Origin of the sequence: Kitasatospora sp. NPDC094015, from assembly GCF_040304075.1 — a bacterium.
In the GTDB taxonomy this organism is placed as follows: Bacteria; Actinomycetota; Actinomycetes; order Streptomycetales; family Streptomycetaceae; genus Kitasatospora.
On the sequence record NZ_JBEOUL010000001.1, the window covers coordinates 306,342 to 321,576 of the forward strand.

The 15,235-nt window shown below is 74.4% G+C and carries 14 protein-coding genes; 8 read left to right on the plus strand and 6 right to left on the minus strand.

Annotation, left to right across the window (positions count from 1 at the left end):
* Window positions 1–7: 7 nt before the first annotated feature.
* Together ABT014_RS01390 and ABT014_RS01395 are read right to left on the minus strand one after the other, a co-directional pair.
* The gene (locus ABT014_RS01390; protein ID WP_350635558.1) at window positions 8–964 is read right to left on the minus strand and encodes a hypothetical protein; all 957 of its coding nucleotides are present in this window, start codon (window positions 962–964) and stop codon (window positions 8–10) included.
* A complete protein-coding gene (locus ABT014_RS01395; protein WP_350635560.1) occupies window positions 961–1,308 on the minus strand; it encodes a PadR family transcriptional regulator in 348 nt (115 codons plus the stop codon). The genes ABT014_RS01390 and ABT014_RS01395 overlap by 4 nt, the downstream gene beginning before the upstream one ends.
* Window positions 1,309–1,435: 127 nt before the next feature.
* On the opposite strand from ABT014_RS01395, the gene ABT014_RS01400 reads away from it, so the two are divergent.
* Together ABT014_RS01400 and ABT014_RS01405 are read left to right on the plus strand one after the other, a co-directional pair.
* The gene (locus ABT014_RS01400) at window positions 1,436–1,990 is read left to right on the plus strand and encodes a PadR family transcriptional regulator (RefSeq protein ID WP_350635562.1); all 555 of its coding nucleotides are present in this window, start codon (window positions 1,436–1,438) and stop codon (window positions 1,988–1,990) included.
* A 57-nt stretch (window positions 1,991–2,047) separates the two neighbouring features.
* Window positions 2,048–3,763: an acyl-CoA dehydrogenase family protein gene (locus ABT014_RS01405; protein WP_350635564.1), complete on the plus strand. Its 1,716-nt coding sequence runs from the start codon at window positions 2,048–2,050 to the stop codon at window positions 3,761–3,763.
* Between the two features lie 60 nt (window positions 3,764–3,823).
* On the opposite strand, the gene ABT014_RS01410 is transcribed toward ABT014_RS01405, so the two are convergent.
* Window positions 3,824–5,203 (minus strand): M28 family metallopeptidase, encoded by a 1,380-nt coding sequence (locus ABT014_RS01410; protein ID WP_350635566.1) that lies wholly within the window; start codon window positions 5,201–5,203, stop codon window positions 3,824–3,826.
* A 278-nt stretch (window positions 5,204–5,481) separates the two neighbouring features.
* Here ABT014_RS01410 and ABT014_RS01415 point away from each other — a divergent pair, with 278 nt between their 5' ends.
* Entirely contained in the window at window positions 5,482–6,420 is a 939-nt protein-coding gene (locus ABT014_RS01415; protein ID WP_350635568.1) for a hypothetical protein, read from the plus strand.
* A 66-nt stretch (window positions 6,421–6,486) separates the two neighbouring features.
* Here ABT014_RS01415 and ABT014_RS01420 read toward each other — a convergent pair whose 3' ends face one another.
* Both ABT014_RS01420 and ABT014_RS01425 read right to left on the minus strand, forming a co-directional pair.
* The gene (locus ABT014_RS01420) at window positions 6,487–7,560 is read right to left on the minus strand and encodes a dipeptidase (protein ID WP_350635570.1); all 1,074 of its coding nucleotides are present in this window, start codon (window positions 7,558–7,560) and stop codon (window positions 6,487–6,489) included.
* Complete coding sequence (locus ABT014_RS01425) at window positions 7,557–8,930, minus strand: amidohydrolase family protein (protein ID WP_350635572.1); 1,374 nt, start codon at window positions 8,928–8,930, stop codon at window positions 7,557–7,559. Before ABT014_RS01425 ends, ABT014_RS01420 begins: the two co-directional genes overlap by 4 nt.
* Before the next feature lie 113 nt (window positions 8,931–9,043).
* On the opposite strand from ABT014_RS01425, the gene ABT014_RS01430 reads away from it, so the two are divergent.
* The 3 genes from ABT014_RS01430 (at window position 9,044) to ABT014_RS01440 (ending at window position 11,511) form a co-directional block, all read left to right on the plus strand.
* A complete protein-coding gene (locus ABT014_RS01430) occupies window positions 9,044–9,808 on the plus strand; it encodes an IclR family transcriptional regulator (protein WP_350635574.1) in 765 nt (254 codons plus the stop codon).
* A 65-nt stretch (window positions 9,809–9,873) separates the two neighbouring features.
* A complete protein-coding gene (locus tag ABT014_RS01435; RefSeq protein WP_350635576.1) occupies window positions 9,874–10,809 on the plus strand; it encodes an ornithine cyclodeaminase family protein in 936 nt (311 codons plus the stop codon).
* 78 nt (window positions 10,810–10,887) lie between these two features.
* A complete protein-coding gene (locus ABT014_RS01440) occupies window positions 10,888–11,511 on the plus strand; it encodes a hypothetical protein (RefSeq protein WP_350635578.1) in 624 nt (207 codons plus the stop codon).
* A gap of 19 nt (window positions 11,512–11,530) precedes the next feature.
* Here the strand turns inward: ABT014_RS01440 and ABT014_RS01445 are convergent, their stop codons facing one another.
* Window positions 11,531–12,388: a sulfurtransferase gene (locus ABT014_RS01445; RefSeq protein WP_350635579.1), complete on the minus strand. Its 858-nt coding sequence runs from the start codon at window positions 12,386–12,388 to the stop codon at window positions 11,531–11,533.
* A gap of 129 nt (window positions 12,389–12,517) precedes the next feature.
* Here ABT014_RS01445 and ABT014_RS01450 point away from each other — a divergent pair, with 129 nt between their 5' ends.
* Complete coding sequence (locus ABT014_RS01450; RefSeq protein WP_350635580.1) at window positions 12,518–13,807, plus strand: phosphoribosyltransferase family protein; 1,290 nt, start codon at window positions 12,518–12,520, stop codon at window positions 13,805–13,807.
* A gap of 207 nt (window positions 13,808–14,014) precedes the next feature.
* Window positions 14,015–15,223, plus strand: coding sequence for a 4-hydroxyphenylpyruvate dioxygenase (gene hppD, locus ABT014_RS01455; RefSeq protein ID WP_350635582.1), 1,209 nt, complete (start codon window positions 14,015–14,017; stop codon window positions 15,221–15,223).
* Window positions 15,224–15,235: the final 12 nt, after the last annotated feature.

The window sequence follows — 15,235 nt, forward strand, 5'->3', positions numbered from 1 at the left end:
CCGGCATTCAGGCCGGGTCGGCGGGGCCGGCCCTGCGTGCCCGGCGGGCCATCCGGACCCCGGCCGCCAGCGCGACCATCAGGCCGAGCAGAACCAGGTAGGACATCAGCAGCTCGACCAGCCGGGAGAGCCGCAGCACGTCGCCCGACATGGCGGGGTGCAGCCAGACCAGGCCGAGCAGGCCGGCGCCGGCCGCCCCGTACCGGTCGGGATGCCTGACCACGAGGCGGCCGAGCAGCACGGCGGCGGCGGACAGCAGCGGCCAGAACACGTAGACGTCGAAGGAGGCGAGGTACATGTAGAGCTCGGTCCGGTGCGCGAGGATCATCAGGGCGGCGAAGGTGACGGCCACCCCGGTGGCTTCCCAGCGGCGCGACGCCGAGCCGACGAGCAGGTCCGGCGGCGCGAGCAGCACCACGGCGCAGAGCGCCACCCAGAGGCTGGCCCCGCCGTAGAGGATCTGGATCCACGGATCGAACACCACCGAGCACACCGCCCAGACCAGGGTCCCCGCCAGGCCCAGCACCCGGGCGAGCCGCACGCGCCCGACCGCGAAGCCGGCGAGGGCGAGGACCCACGGCAGGAACGTCGCCAGGAACCACAGCACCGACTCGACGGCATAGCCGCGCCCGTGGCTCGCAGCGGGGTCGCGGACCCGGTGCATCAGCGGGCGCACCTCCGGCAGCAGGATCCACAGGCAGAATCCGGCCAGGAGGGCGAGGGCGATCGGGGCGGCGCCGGCGAGGATGCGGCCGGCGGGGTCGGTGGACGCTATCCCGAGCCGCAGGCGCAGGGCGTGCGAGGCGAGGTCGAGGCGCTCGCGCAACAGCGCACGCCCGGCCAGCCCTTCGGTGGCCTCCGCAAAGGTGGCGGCGATGTCCTCGCCGTACAGCTCGCGGTAGCGGGCCGGGTAGAGGCCGATCAGCCGTCGGCCGGCCTGCGGGACGGTGTGTTGCTCGTTCACGCGCTCGCTCCACTCGGACGCAGCCGGGCACCGCCCAGGCGCCGCTCGGCCTCCAGGACCGCCAGCCGCAGCCGCCGGGTCTCCTCGGTCAACAGATCCTTGCCCTGCTCGGTGAGCGCGAAGGTACGGCGCAACCGACCCCCGACCACCTCCTCACCGTCGACCCGCACCAGACCCTGCTGCAACAACCGGTCCAACGCCGTGTAGAGCGTGCCGGTCCGCAACCGGGTACGGCCCTCGGAGATGGCCAGCACCTCCTGGATGATCGCGTAACCGTGCCGCGGAGCATCGGCCAACGCCGTGAGCACGAGCCTCGTCGGCTCCTGTACTTGACGATCTGTCATGACGGTGAGCATAGGCCTCCCATCGCCATATGTCGATGATCTACCTATCGACCGAATCGGGTGAGCTGCGTCTCACCTGGGGCGGGCCCCGTTGCCTATGCAACTCGTTGCATAGCAGGATGCGGGTATGGCACTGGAGCACGCGATCCTCGTCTCGCTGCTGGAGCAGCCCGGCTCCGGCTACGAGCTGGCGCGCCGGTTCGACCGGTCGATCGGCCGCTTCTGGACCGCCACCCACCAGCAGATCTACCGGGTGCTGCGGCGGATGGAGGCGGACGGCTGGATCGCCGCCGAGGAGGTCGCCCAGGACGGCCGGCCGGACAAGAAGGTCTACTCGGCCGCCGGTCCCGGCCGGGTCGCCCTCTCCGGCTGGCTGCGCGAGCCGGTCGAGCCGGAGACCGTCCGGCACGAGCTGGCGGTGAAGATCCGGGCGGCCGCCTTCGACGACCCGGGCGCGCTGGTCTCCGAGGTCGAACGGCACCGGGAGTCGCACGCCGCCCTGCTGGCCCGCTACCTGGCCGGCGAGCAGCGCGACTTCCCGGCCGGCTCCGCGCTCGACGCCCGCCAGGAGCTCCAGCACGTGGTGCTGCGCGGCGGCATCGAGTACGAGCGGATGACCCTCGCCTGGCTGGACGACGTGCTCGCCACCCTGCACCGCCTCACCGCGTCCGGCACCGACTGAGTCCGGAACCGGCCGAGCCCCGAAGCCCACCGACCCTCGACCCCCAGGGACGACACCATGCTCTTCAACCCGCGCAGCTACGACCCCGTGCAGTTCGACGAGCCGACCCGCCGGCTGCTCCGCGCCACCGTGGACTGGTTCGAGTCGCGCGGCAAGAAGTCGCTGATCGACAGCTACATCGACCGCACCTGGTACGCGGACTTCCTGGAGTTCGCCGCCAAGGAGGGCCTGTTCGCGGAGTTCCTGACGCCGTCCTCGGCCGACTCCGGCAAGCGCTGGGACACCGCCCGCAACGCGGAGCTGAACGAGATCCTGGGCTTCTACGGCCTCGGCTACTGGTACACCTGGCAGGTCACCATCCTGGGTCTCGGCCCGGTCTGGCAGAGCGAGAACGAGGCCGTGCGGGCCCGCGCCGCCAAGCTGCTGACCGAGGGCCACGTGATGGCGTTCGGCCTGTCCGAGCGCAGCCACGGCGCCGACATCTACTCGACCGACATGATCCTCACCCCCGACGGCGAGGGCGGCTTCACCGCGACCGGCTCCAAGTACTACATCGGCAACGGCAACGTCGCGGGCCTGGTCTCGGTCTTCGGCCGCCGCTCGGACGTGGACGGCCCGGAGGGCTACGTCTTCTTCGCCGCCGACAGCCGCCACGAGGCCTACCACCTGGTCAAGAACGTGGTGAACGCGCAGATGTACGTCAGCGAGTTCCGGCTGGAGGAGTACCCCGTCCGCGCCGAGGACGTGCTGCACACCGGCAAGGCCGCCTTCGACGCCGCGCTGAACACCGTCAACGTCGGCAAGTTCAACCTGTGCACCGCCTCGGTCGGCATCTGCGAGCACGCCATGTACGAGGCTGTGACGCACGCCCACAACCGGGTGCTGTACGGCAAGAAGGTCACCGACTTCCCGCACGTGCGCCGCGAGCTGACCGACGCCTACGCCCGCCTGGTGGCGATGAAGCTGTTCAGCGACCGGGCCGTGGACTACTTCCGCACCGCCTCCGCCGAGGACCGCCGCTACCTGCTCTTCAACCCGATGACCAAGATGAAGGTCACCACGGAGGGCGAGAAGGTCATCGACCTGATGTGGGACGTCATCGCGGCCAAGGGCTTCGAGGCGGACACCTACTTCGACAAGGCCGCCAAGGACATCCGCGGCCTGCCGAAGCTGGAGGGCACCGTCCACGTCAACCTGGCGCTGATCCTCAAGTTCATGGGCAACTACCTGTTCGCCCCGGCCGAGTACGCGCCGGTGCCGAGCCGGCTGGACGCCGCGGACGACGAGTTCCTGTTCCGCCAGGGCCCGGCCCGCGGCCTGGGCGCGATCCGCTTCCACGACTGGCGGACCGCGTACGACGCGCACGCGCACGTCCCGAACGTGGCCCGGTTCCGCGAGCAGGCGGACGGCTTCTGCGCGCTGCTGCTGGCCCACGCCCCGACCGCCGAGCAGCAGCAGGACCTGGACTTCCTGCTGGAGATCGGCCAGCTGTTCGCGCTGATCGTCTACGGCCAGCTGGTGCTGGAGCAGGCCGAGCTGACCGGCCTGACCGGCTCCGAGGACGGCGCGGACGTGCTGGACCAGGTCTTCGACGCGCTGGTGCGGGACTTCTCCGCGCACGCCACCGAGCTGCACGGCAAGGCCTCCACCAGCGAGGAGCAGGCCGCCTGGGCGCTCGCCCACGTCCGCCGCCCGGTGGCCGACACCGAGCGCGCGGCCCGGGTCTGGGGCCGGGTCGAGGCGCTCTCCGGCGCCTACGAGATGCAGCCGTAACGACGGCGCGGGGCGGGGCACCGGAGTGGTCCGGTGCCCCGCCCCCGTGCGTGCCGGGCCTCAGAAGGTGAGCTTCCAGCTGTCGAGGTAGCCGGTGTCCTGCGCCGCGACATCCTGGACCTTCAGCTTCCAGGTGCCGTTGGCGGCCTTCGCGGAGGCGTTCACCGTGTAGGTGGTGAGGACGTTGTCGGCGGAGTCGTTGCCGCTGGAGTTCTTCAGCCGGTAGGCGGTGCCGTCCGGCGCGAGCAGGTCGATCACCAGGTCGCCGCGCCAGGTGTGCTTGATGTCCACGCCGACCTGGAGCGTCGCCGGGGCGTTGCCGGTCCGGCCGGAGACGGTGATCGAGGAGGTGACCGCAGCGCCCGCGTCCGGGATCGCCAGGTCCGCGGCGTTCTCGAAGACGTTGCCGCCCGGCGTGCTCGGCGACGGCGAGGGGGACGGCGTGCCGCCGCCACCGGCCGCCAGGGTCCAGATCGCGTACGCGATGGCGTCGCTCATCCGGTCCAGCGCGGTGTCGTCGATGTTCGCCGAGGTGTCGCAGGAGGCGTGGTAGCAGCGGTCGAAGGCCTGGCCCGAGGTGCCGCCCCACTTGGCCGCCTGCGCGGCGGTCTTGATGTAGTCGGCCCCGCTGAACAGCCCGCCGACCGCGATGCCCGCGTTCTTGAACGGCGAGTGGTCCGAGCGGCCGTCGCCCTCGGTCTCCGGCTCGGTGGCCACGCCCAGGCCGGAGAAGTAGTTCTTGAACAGCGTGTCCAGCGCGGCGTTGTCGTCGTAGACGAAGTAGCCGGGGTTGGGCGAGCCGATCATGTCGAAGTTGAGGTACGCCTCGATCTTCGAACGGTCGGCGGAGGACAGGCTGTTGACGTAGTTCTTGGAGCCGACCATGCCGGCCTCCTCGGTGCCCCACCAGCCGAAGCGCAGGTGCTTGGCGGGCTGCAGGCCCGCCCGGGAGACGGCCAGCGCGGTCTCCAGGATGCCCGCCGAGCCCGAGCCGTCGTCGTTGATGCCGGGCCCGGCGGTGACCGAGTCCAGGTGGGCGCCGACCATCACGGTGTGCGCGGTGTCGCCGCCCGGCCAGTCCGCGATCACGTTCCAGCTGGTGGCGCCGTTGTAGGTGTACGCCTGCAGCACGGTGGTGAAGCCCGCCGCGTCCAGCTTGCCCTTCACATAGTCGGCGGAGGCCTTGTACCCGGCCCGGCCGTGCGCCCGGTTGCCGCCGTTGGCGGTGGCGATGGACTGCAGCTGGGCCAGGTGCGCCTTGACGTTGGCGACCGGGACGTCCGGCGCCGCGAGGGCCGGCCGGCCGGCCGTCGAGCTGGCGGAGGCACCGCCCGGGAGGAGGAAGGTGGTGACGGCGACGGCGGTGACGGCGACGGCCGCCACGGCGGCGCGGCGGACACGGGATCGCCGTATCGCGCGCCGCACAGCGGGCTCGGACATGGGAACTCCGGATTCTGGTGGGGCAGAACGGAACGGGCACGGCACCGGGCCGCCGCGCTCCGGTTGGGGGCGGGCGCGCGGCCGGGAAAAGTTGACGCGACCATGATGATTGGGCGAAAGCAAAGCGTTCGTCAAGAGGCATGCCCGCCAACCCCGTTGGGCGCCGCCGCACGCCCCGCCGTCCGGGTGAGTCTTGGGGACACGCGCGACCCGCCGCCCGCCCGCGGGGGATCCCTCGACGGCAGACCGGACCGGACCGTCCCGAAAGGCACCCACCCATGGCATCGAGACTCCCCCGGGCCGCCGCCCGCCTGGCCCTGGCGGCCGGCGCGCTGGCCGCCACCGCACTGCCGGCCGCCGCCTCACCGGTGCTGCCCGCACCGCCCGGCGACTTCGGCAGCTGCCGGGCCGGCCGCCCCGCGCCCCGCCCCTGCCTCGCCCTCGGCACCCCGCAACGGCTGGGCGAGGGCCTGGTGCAGACGTACGGGCAGCTGGACGGCGACCGCCCGCTGGCGGTCGGGATCCGCTACTCCGAGCGCGCGCTCGACGGCCTGCCGACCACGATGACCGACGGCCACCACTGCTTCGACGCCGACGGCGACGGGCGGACGGACCCGGCGACCGAGTGCCTGCCCAACCACGAGTACGTGCTGCCGCTGCCGCACGCGGTGCTCGACCTGCCCGGGATGCCGCTCAAGTGGGCGCTGCTGAACTGGAACCCGATGGGTCACCCGCCGTACGGCGTCTACGACCGGCCGCACTTCGACAACCACTTCTACCTGCAGCCGAAGGCCGAGCGGGACGCCATCCGCCCGGGCCCCTGCCGGGCCGTGATCAACTGCGCGGACGCCGCCACCGCCACCCGCCCGGTGCCGCCCGAGTACCTCCCGGAGGGCTACCAGAACCACAACCTCACCGAGGTGGCGATGGGCAACCACCTGAGCGACCCGGACGCGGCCGAGTGGCACGGCGCACCGTTCACCAAGACCTTCGTCTACGGCTCCTACGACGCCCGGATCACCTTCCTGGAGCCGATGGTCGCGCTCGCCGCGCTGCGCGAGGCGCCCACGGCCGGCGAGGCGGGCGACTGCGCACCGATCAAGCAGCCCGCGGCCTGGCAGGTGCCCGGCTGGTACCCGCGCACCTACTGCGTGCGGCACCGGACGGACGACCGGTCCTACACCGTCTCACTGGAGGACTTCGCCCGGCACGGGTGACCCGCCCGCCGGCGCGGACGGGCAACCGGGCGCGGGGCGCCGGGGTCGGCCGGGGCCGGCCGGGGTTCAGCCGGCCCAGACCCGCGCGGCGTGGTCCAGGAAGTTGCGCCCGAGGATCTTCTCGATCCGCCCGGAGCCGAAGCCGCGCCGCTCCAGCAGCCGGACCAGCTCCCGGAACTGGTCCACCCCGCGCAGGTCGAGCACGAACGGCAGGGTGTCGGCCCGCTCCCCCGCCGCCGCCACACCGCTGCTGCGGCGCAGCTCGACGTGGTCGGCGAGCTTGCGGCGGTAGGCGTCCAGGTCGTCGATCGAGGTGACCGGCCCGTCCGTCCCGATGCCGACGTGGTCCTCGCCGCAGACGTTCACCGCGTGCACGATGTGCTCGACCACATCGGCCGCCCGGGCGTGCCCGGAGGGGTTGAGGAACGGCATGAAGTAGATCCCGACGAAGCCGCCGCGCGAGGCGACCAGGCGCAGTTCCTCGTCGGTCTTGTTGCGCGGCAGGTCGGCCAGCGCCCGGCAGCCGGTGTGGTTGATCGAGACCGGCAGGGCGGAGATCCGGGCCGCCTCCAGGCAGGTGCGCTCGCCGCTGTGCGAGAGGTCGACGATCACCCGGTGCTCGTTCAGGGCCGCCACCACCTCGCGCCCGAACGGGCTCAGGCCGCGGTTCCCCGGGGCCGCCGAGCCGTCGCCGAGGTGGTTGGCCTGGTTGTAGGTGAGCTGGACGACCCGGACGCCCAGATCGGCGAAGGTCCTGATCCGGTCCGGGTCGGTGCCGACCGCGACCGCGTTCTGGAAGCCGTAGACGATCCCGATCCGGCCCTCCCGCCGGGCCCGGTGGACGTCCGCGACCGTGCGGACCTTGAGCAGGTCGGCGGGGCGCTCGCGGATGATGCCGTCCCAGACCGCGATCTCCTCCAGGGTGTGCTCGTACGGCGGCAGGTCGCCCATGGTGTAGCCGAGCGTGACGGTGACCGCGGTCAGCCCCGAGGCCCGGGCGTCCGCCAGGGCGCGCGCGTCCACGGCCAGCTGGGAGCTGCTCGGGTTGAGGTCGCCCGCGGCCGCGGCGGAGACCGGTGCGTTGGGGTTGTCCAGCTGGCCCAGCGCGTTGACGATCAGTGGCATCCGGGTGGTGGTCATCGGTCCTCCTCGCAGGCGAAGTCGGCGCGCGGGAAGCGGCGGCCGCGCTTGACGGTCAGCGTGATGCTGCGCAGGTGGTCGATGTCGCGCAGCGGGTCCTCGTCCAGCACGGCGAAGTCCGCCCGGTGGCCGGCGACCACCGTGCCGGTGACGCCGCGGGCGCCGGTGCTCAGCGCGCCGACCCGGGTGGCGGAGCGGAGCACCTGCTCGACCGGGAGGCCGCACTGCCGCACCAGGAAGGCCAGTTCCTCGTACAGGGCGGGGAACGGCTGCCCCGGGGCGGTCTCGTAGTCGGTGCCGGTGGAGATCGGCACGCCGGCGCGGTGGGCCTGGGCGGTGAGCACCGCGGCGAGCCGGGCGGAGTCCCGGGCCCGCCGGGCCTGTTCGGGTTCGTCGGAGGCCAGCGCCTCGCTCGCCCACATGCCGGCGGTCGCGTCCAGCACGGTGCCGCGCTCGCGCATCAGCGCGAACAGCGCCTCGATCCGCGGGTCGTCGCCCGCGGCGAACCGGGCGTGGTCGACCGGCGGCTTGTCCCGGTAGCTGGTCAGCGGGCGGGTGGCGCCCTCGAAGGCGAGCAGCGTGACGTGCGAGACGGAGTGCACGCCCGCCTCGACCACCTCGCGGGGCGTGGCCGGGAAGACGGCGGCGTGCGCCCAGATCGGGACGGACTGGCGGCGCGCCTCCGCGGTGACGGCGGCGACCAGGCCGGCGTCCAGGTCCGCGTACACCTTGATGGCCGCGGCGTGCGTGCCGCGGGCCAGGGCGACCGCAAGCCGCAGGTCGGTGGAGTCGGTGATCGCCTGCATCCACGGCACGGTGCCCGGGATCTCGCCCTGGGAGACCTGCCAGGTGCGGGGGTCGTCGAAGAAACCGGGGCCGGCCATCAGCGCCGCGTAGTGGATGTCCGGGCCGGGGATCTCGCCGACCCGGGTGGCCCGGGCGAGGTCGCCGACCTGGCGCAGGTCGTCCGCCATGTCGCGGACGGCGGTGATGCCGCCGTAGACCTGGCGGCGCAGCACGGCCTCGGCGGCGGGCCGGTCCGGGGGCGTGGCCAGGTGCTGGTGGGAGTCGATCAGGCCGGGGACGACGAAGCGGCCGTCCAGGTCGAAGACCGCGGCGTGGTCCGGGACGTGCGGGCGGACCTCGGCGTCCGGGCCGACCGCCAGGATCCGGCCGCCCTCGAGCACGATCGTGACCGGGCCGCGGGCCGGGCGGTCCGTCCCGTCGAACAGCGTCGCCCCGCGGTAGACCGCGTACTCGTGCTCGGCGGGCGGGGCGTACGGCGGCGCGCCGTCGCCGGGGGTCCGGGCGGGCGGGCCGGGGCACTCGGTCGGGCGGGTCCGGTCGGACGGATCGGGCCGGTCGGGCATGGTCACCTCGTCGCAGCAGGAGCGTGTTGCATGGTAGGTAACAGCTGTATCGTTCGGTGAAACAACGGCACTGTAGCCCCAGCCCCACCGGGACGCCAGAAGGAGTGGTCGGATTGCCGCAGGACCCCCGGTCCGCCGTGGACAAGGCGCTGGACCTGATCGAGGCGGTGGCCGCCTGCGACCGGCCCGCCCGGCTCACCGACCTCGCCCAGCAGGTCGACCTGCACCGCGCGACCGCCTACCGGATCCTGCTCGACCTGGTGCGGCGCGGCTGGGTGCTGCGGGTCGGCGAGCTCTACCTGCCCGGCGCGGCGGTGCTCCAGCTGTCCGCCGCGGCCGCCCGGCACTCGCTGGCCGCGCTCGCCCGGCCGGTCCTGGAGGAGCTGGCCCGGAGCACCGACCTGATGGTCAACCTCCAGGTGCCGGAGAGCGACCGGGCCCGGGTGGTCGACGTGGTCCGGCCCGAACGGCTGGCGATGATCACCCACCTGCGCGACGAGGCGCTGCCCGTGCACCGGTTCGCCGGCCCGCTCGCCCTGGTGGCCGCGCTGCCGCCGCAGGAGCGCGGGCCATACCTGCGCCCGGCCGTGGACGCCGGCCACCCGCTGGACGGTCCGGACGGGCTGCTCGCCGACCTGGCCCGGGTCGAGCGGACGGGCTTCGCCCTGGAGCGCGGCCGGCACGAGAAGCTGGTCGCCTCGATCAGCCGCGCGGTGCTGTCCGACCGGGGCGCGCCGCTGTGCGCCCTCACCCTGGTCGGCCCGGACGCGGAGTTCGAGGAACCGCGGCTCGACCGGCTCAAGCACCGACTCGCCGCCGCGGCGGACGAGTTGAGCCTGGTGCTGCGCTCCCCGGTGGCGCCCGGCGGCCCGGCGTGAGCGCGCCGGGAAGAGGCGGCGGGGCGGCAGCGGAAATGGTCGGCGGGGCGGGTGCGGAGCGCGGCGTGCTGGTGCTCGACCGCGCGCAGACCCGGGCCGCGCTGGACCCGCTGCGCACCACGGAGGCGGTGGCGCGGGCGCTGGTCGCGATCGCCCGGGGCCAGGTCTCGGTGCCGCCCCGGATCGCCGCCCTGGCACCGGCCGGGCTGCTCGGCGCGATGCCCGGCCACGTCCCCGGGCTCGGGCTGGCCGCGAAGCTGGTCACCGTGTTCACCGATCCCGAGCGGCCGGGGCGCAGCGCCCACCGCGGCGTGGTCGCCCTGTTCGACGAGGCGGACGGGCGGCCGCTCGCCCTGATGGACGCCGAGTCCGTCTCCGCCGTGCGCACCGCCGCGGCCGCCACCCTGAGCATGCGCGCGCTGGCCCGGCCCGGCGTCCGGCGGGTGGCGGTGATCGGCACCGGCGCGCAGGCCCGCGCGCAGCTCGCCATGCTGGCCGCGCACGCGCCGGGCGTCCCGGTCGTGGTCGGCGGCCGGGATCCGCTGCGCACCCGGGAGGCCGCGGCCGGGCATCCGGGCGCCTCGGCCGCCACCGTGGAGCAGGCGGTGCGCGGCGCCGGGGTGGTGTTCTGCTGCACCGGCGCGGTGCGGCCGGTGCTGCGCCGCGACTGGCTCGCCCCGGGCGCGCACGTCAGCTCGGTCGGCGGCTCGCACGGCCACGAGCTGGACGGGGGGACGGTCGCCGACGGCACGCTGTTCGCCGAGTGGCCGGGGGCCGCGGGCGCGCCGCCGCCGGCCGGGGCGGGCGAACTCCAGGGGGTGCCGGTCGAGCGGGTCACCCTGCTCGGGGCGGTGCTGGCCGGCGAGCACCCCGGGCGCCGCCGCGGCGACGAGCTGACGGTCTTCAAGTCCACCGGCCACGCGGCGCTGGACGTGGCGGCCGCCGCGGTGGTGCACGCCCACGCGCGGGAGCTCGGCATCGGGGTGCGGGTCGACCTCTGAACAGCCGGGCGGCGGAACCGGTCCGGGCCGGCGTCCGTCCAAGCGCCGAAACCCCGTCAGCTCCGGAAGGACACCGCCGTGCAGCGTCGCGCCACCGCCCTCGTCCTCGCCCCGACCGCGACAGCCCTGACCGCGCTCGCCCTGACCGCGACCGCCCTGACGGCCGCCTGCGCCGCGCCCGACCGCCGGCCCGTCACCGTCACCGCCGTCCCGCCCGCGGCGAACGTCACCACGGCCACCACCGCCCCGCCGGCGGACCTGTGGGGCGCGGCCTCCGCGCTCGGCGACCAGGGGCGCGGGGCGTTCGCCGACGTCTGGTCGGCGCTCTCGCTGGACGGTGCCCGCAACCGGGTGCTGCTGTACGCGACCGACGCCGACCGGGCCCGGCAGCTGGTCGCGGCCGCCCGGCTGGCCCACCCGGAGACCGCCCGGATACCGGTGGACGTCACGGTCTGCGCCTACTCCGCCCGGCAGGAACTCGCCGCCGCGGAGCGGGTGATGGCCGCCGGGGCGGCCGGCCGGATCGGGCTGGAGGTGCTGGGCGCCACGCCGACCGCGGACGGCTCCGGGATCCTGGTGCACGCCACGGCCGAGACGCTCGGGTCACCGGAGTTCGCCCGGCAGGTCCGGGCGGCGGCCGGTGACGTCCCCGCGCGGCTGATGGAGGGCCCCCGGGCCGTGCCGGGCGAAGGCCCGCGCTGACCGGCCGCCACCGCCCGCGCTACGCCGGGGCCGGACCGCCGGCCGCCGGGCCGGTCGCCACCGGCAGCTCCGAGGGCAGGCCCCACTCGCTCCACGAGCCGTCGTACACCGCCAGGTCCCGGTAGCCGGCCAGGTCGGCGCCGAGCGCCAGGACGCAGGCGGTCACCCCGGATCCGCAGCTCAGCACCAGTCGCTCGCGGTCGCCCGCGACCGCCGCGAACAGGGCCCGCAGCTCGGTGGCCGGGCGCATCCGGCCGCCGTCCTGGAGGTCGCCGAACGGGAGGTTCGACGCGCCGGGCATGTGGCCGCGCCGCAGCCCCGGCCGCACCTCCTCGACCTGCCCGGCGAACCGCTCCCGGGTGCGGGCGTCCAGCACCGCCGTACCGTCCTCGGCCAGTGCCCGCACCACCTCTGCGCGGTCGACCAGCAGGCCGGGGCGCGGACGCGCGGTGAAGTCCCCGGCGGGCGGCTGCCCGGCGGGGGCCGGGGCGAGCGGCAGCCCGGCGGCGGCCCAGGCCGGCAGGCCCCCGTCGAGCACGGCGACCCGGTCGAAGCCCATCACCCGCAGCATCCACCAGGCCCGGGCGGCCGAGTAGATCCCGATCCGGTCGTAGACCACGACGGTGCTGTCCGTGCCGACCCCGAGCGCCCGCAGCTCCCGGGTGAACCGCTCCGGCCCCGGCATGGTGTGCGGCAGCGGGCTCGACGGGTCGGAGAGCGGACCGTCCAGGTCGAACCGCCGGGTGCCGGGGATCCGCCGGCCGTCGCCCTCGTCGGCGCCCACGCTCGCGTCCAGCAGCACCAGGGCGGGGTGGTCCAGGTGCCCGGCGAGCCGGTCGACGCCGATCAGGGGCCCGGTCCCGGGCAGTACGGCCATGGTTCCTCCGATGCTCCAAGGGGTTCGTAGCCTGTCAGACGAAGATCACCCCGGCCACCCCCGCCGGGTCCACCGGCGGACCCGTCCCCGCCGCGGGCGGGGTCGTACCGTGGAGGTGGAGGCGGCCTCATGGACTACACCGACCGCAGGGACGCCGGCCGCCGCCTGGCGGCCGAGCTGACCCACCTGCTCGCCGACGACCCGGTGGTGGTGGCGCTGCCCCGCGGCGGGGTGCCGGTGGCCGCCGAGGTGGCCCGGGCGCTGGGCGCCCCGCTGGACATCTGCGTGATCCGCAAGCTGGGCGTGCCGGGGCAGCCGGAGCTGGGCATGGGCGCCATCGGTGAGGACGGCGCCCGGGTGGTGAACGAGCGGGTGATGCGCGACGCGGGCGCCACCCCGGCGCAGCTGGCCGAGGTCGAGGAGCAGGAGCGGGCCGAGCTGGCCCGCCGGGCCCGGCGCTACCGGCGCGGACGGCCGGGCGTGCAGCTGCGCGGGCGGACCGTGGTGGTGGTGGACGACGGGGTGGCCACCGGCTCGACCGCGCTGGCCGCCTGCCGGATCGTCCGCGCCCGGGGCGCCGCCCGGGTGGTGCTGGCGGTGCCGGTCGCACCGCAGGACTGGGCGGAGCGGCTCGGCGACGACGCCGACGAGCTGGTCTGCCCGTTCACCCCGACCCGGTTCTGGGCGATCGGGCAGTTCTACCAGGACTTCGAGCAGACCACGGACGCCGAGGTGCTGGCCTGCCTCGCCGAGGCCGGCGAGCGGCACGGGGCCGAACCGGCCGTCCGGGAGATCGTCTACGCGCTGCCGGACGCCCGGCTCGTCGGCGACCTGCTGGTGCCTCACCACCCGCTCGGCGTGGTGCTGTTCGCGCACGGCAGCGGCAGCAGCCGGCACAGCCCGCGCAACCGGGCGGTGGCCGCCTCGCTCAACCGGGCCGGGCTCGGGACGCTGCTGCTCGACCTGCTGACCACCGCGGAGGAGCCGGACCGGGGCAAGGTCTTCGACCCGCCGCTGCTCGGCGCCCGGCTGGCCGAGGTGACCAGGCGGCTGCGCGCGGACCCGGCCTGCACCGGGCTGCCGGTCGGCTACTTCGGTGCCAGTACCGGCGCCGCCGCCGCGCTCTGGGCGGCGGCCGAGCCCGGCACCGAACCGGCCGCGATCGTCTCCCGGGGCGGCCGGCCCGACCTGGCCGGCCCCCGGCTGGCGGAGGTCACCGCGCCCACCCTGCTGATCGTCGGCGGTGCGGACAGCGGGGTGCTGGAGCTCAACCGGCTGGCCCGGGCCGAGCTGCGGGCCGAGAGCGCGCTGCTGGTGGTGCCCGCGGCGGGCCACCTGTTCGAGGAGCCGGGCGCGCTGGCCGCGGTGGCCCGGCTGGCGGCCGAGTGGTTCACCCGGCACTTCACGTTCGAGGATTGATTCGAGGATTGACCGCGGGGGCCGCCGAGCAGGGGCTCGCAGGACTGGTCAATCTGAGCAGAAGAACCGGTCCGGCGCTGCTCACCTTGTACACATTGATCAGTGAAAACCCGACCTGTTGCCCAACCAGCCCTCCGGGAGCAAGCTCAGCGCAACCGATGGCGCCGACCCCTGCGCCGCGGACCCCTCGACGTGGAGGAAGCACCGATGACCGCCAACGCCGTTGAACTCACCCCTGAGGAGCTGGAGGCCGGGCTCGACGCCGAGCAGCTGCGCCGCCTGGTGGGCCTGGTCGAGCACGACCCGGCCGACGACCCCTTCCCGGTGATCGCCCAGGACGCGGTGGTCTTCGTCGTCGGCAACGCCACCCTGACGGCCCAGCTGTACCAGGTCGTCTTCGGGATGGACCTGGTCGCCTACTCCGGCCCCGAGACCGGCCGCCGGGACCGCAAGGCGTACGTGCTGCGCTCCGGCTCCTGCCGGTTCGTGATCAAGGGCGGGGTGGCCCCGGACAGCCCGCTGCTGGCGCACCACGCCCGGCACGGCGACGGTGTGGTCGACCTGGCGATCGAGGTCCCGGACGTGGACAAGTGCATCGCGCACGCCCGCGCCCAGGGCGCCCGCATCCTGGAGGAGCCCAACGACGTCTCGGACGAGAACGGCACCGTGCGCCGCGCCGCCATCGCCACCTACGGCGAGACCCGGCACACCCTGGTCGACCGCTCCCGCTACTCCGGCCCGTACCTGCCCGGCTACGTGGTCGCCGAGACCAAGGTGGAGCGGCCCGAGGGCGCCCCGCGCCGGCTGTTCCAGGCGCTCGACCACGCGGTCGGCAACGTCGAGCTCGGCCACATGAACGAGTGGGTCACCTTCTACAACAAGGTCATGGGCTTCGTGAACATGGCGGAGTTCGTCGGCGACGACATCGCCACCGAGTACTCCGCGCTGATGAGCAAGGTGGTCGCCAGCGGCAACCACCGGGTGAAGTTCCCGCTCAACGAGCCGGCCGTGGCCAAGAAGAAGTCCCAGATCGACGAGTACCTGGAGTTCTACGGCGGCCCCGGCTGCCAGCACCTGGCGCTCGCCACCAACGACATCCTGACCACCGTGGACGTGCTGCGCTCGCGCGGCGTGGAGTTCCTGTCCACCCCGGACTCGTACTACGACGACCCGGAGCTGCGCGAGCGGATCGGCAAGGTCCGGGTGCCGGTCGAGGAGCTCAAGAAGCGCGGCATCCTGGTCGACCGCGACGAGGACGGCTACCTGCTGCAGATCTTCACCAAGCCGCAGGGCGACCGGCCGACGGTCTTCTTCGAGTTCATCGAGCGGCATGGTTCGCTGGGCTTCGGCAAGGGCAACTTCAAGGCGCTCTTCGAGTCCATCGAGCGCGAGCAGGACAAGCGCGGCAACCTCTGAGCCCCTGAGGAG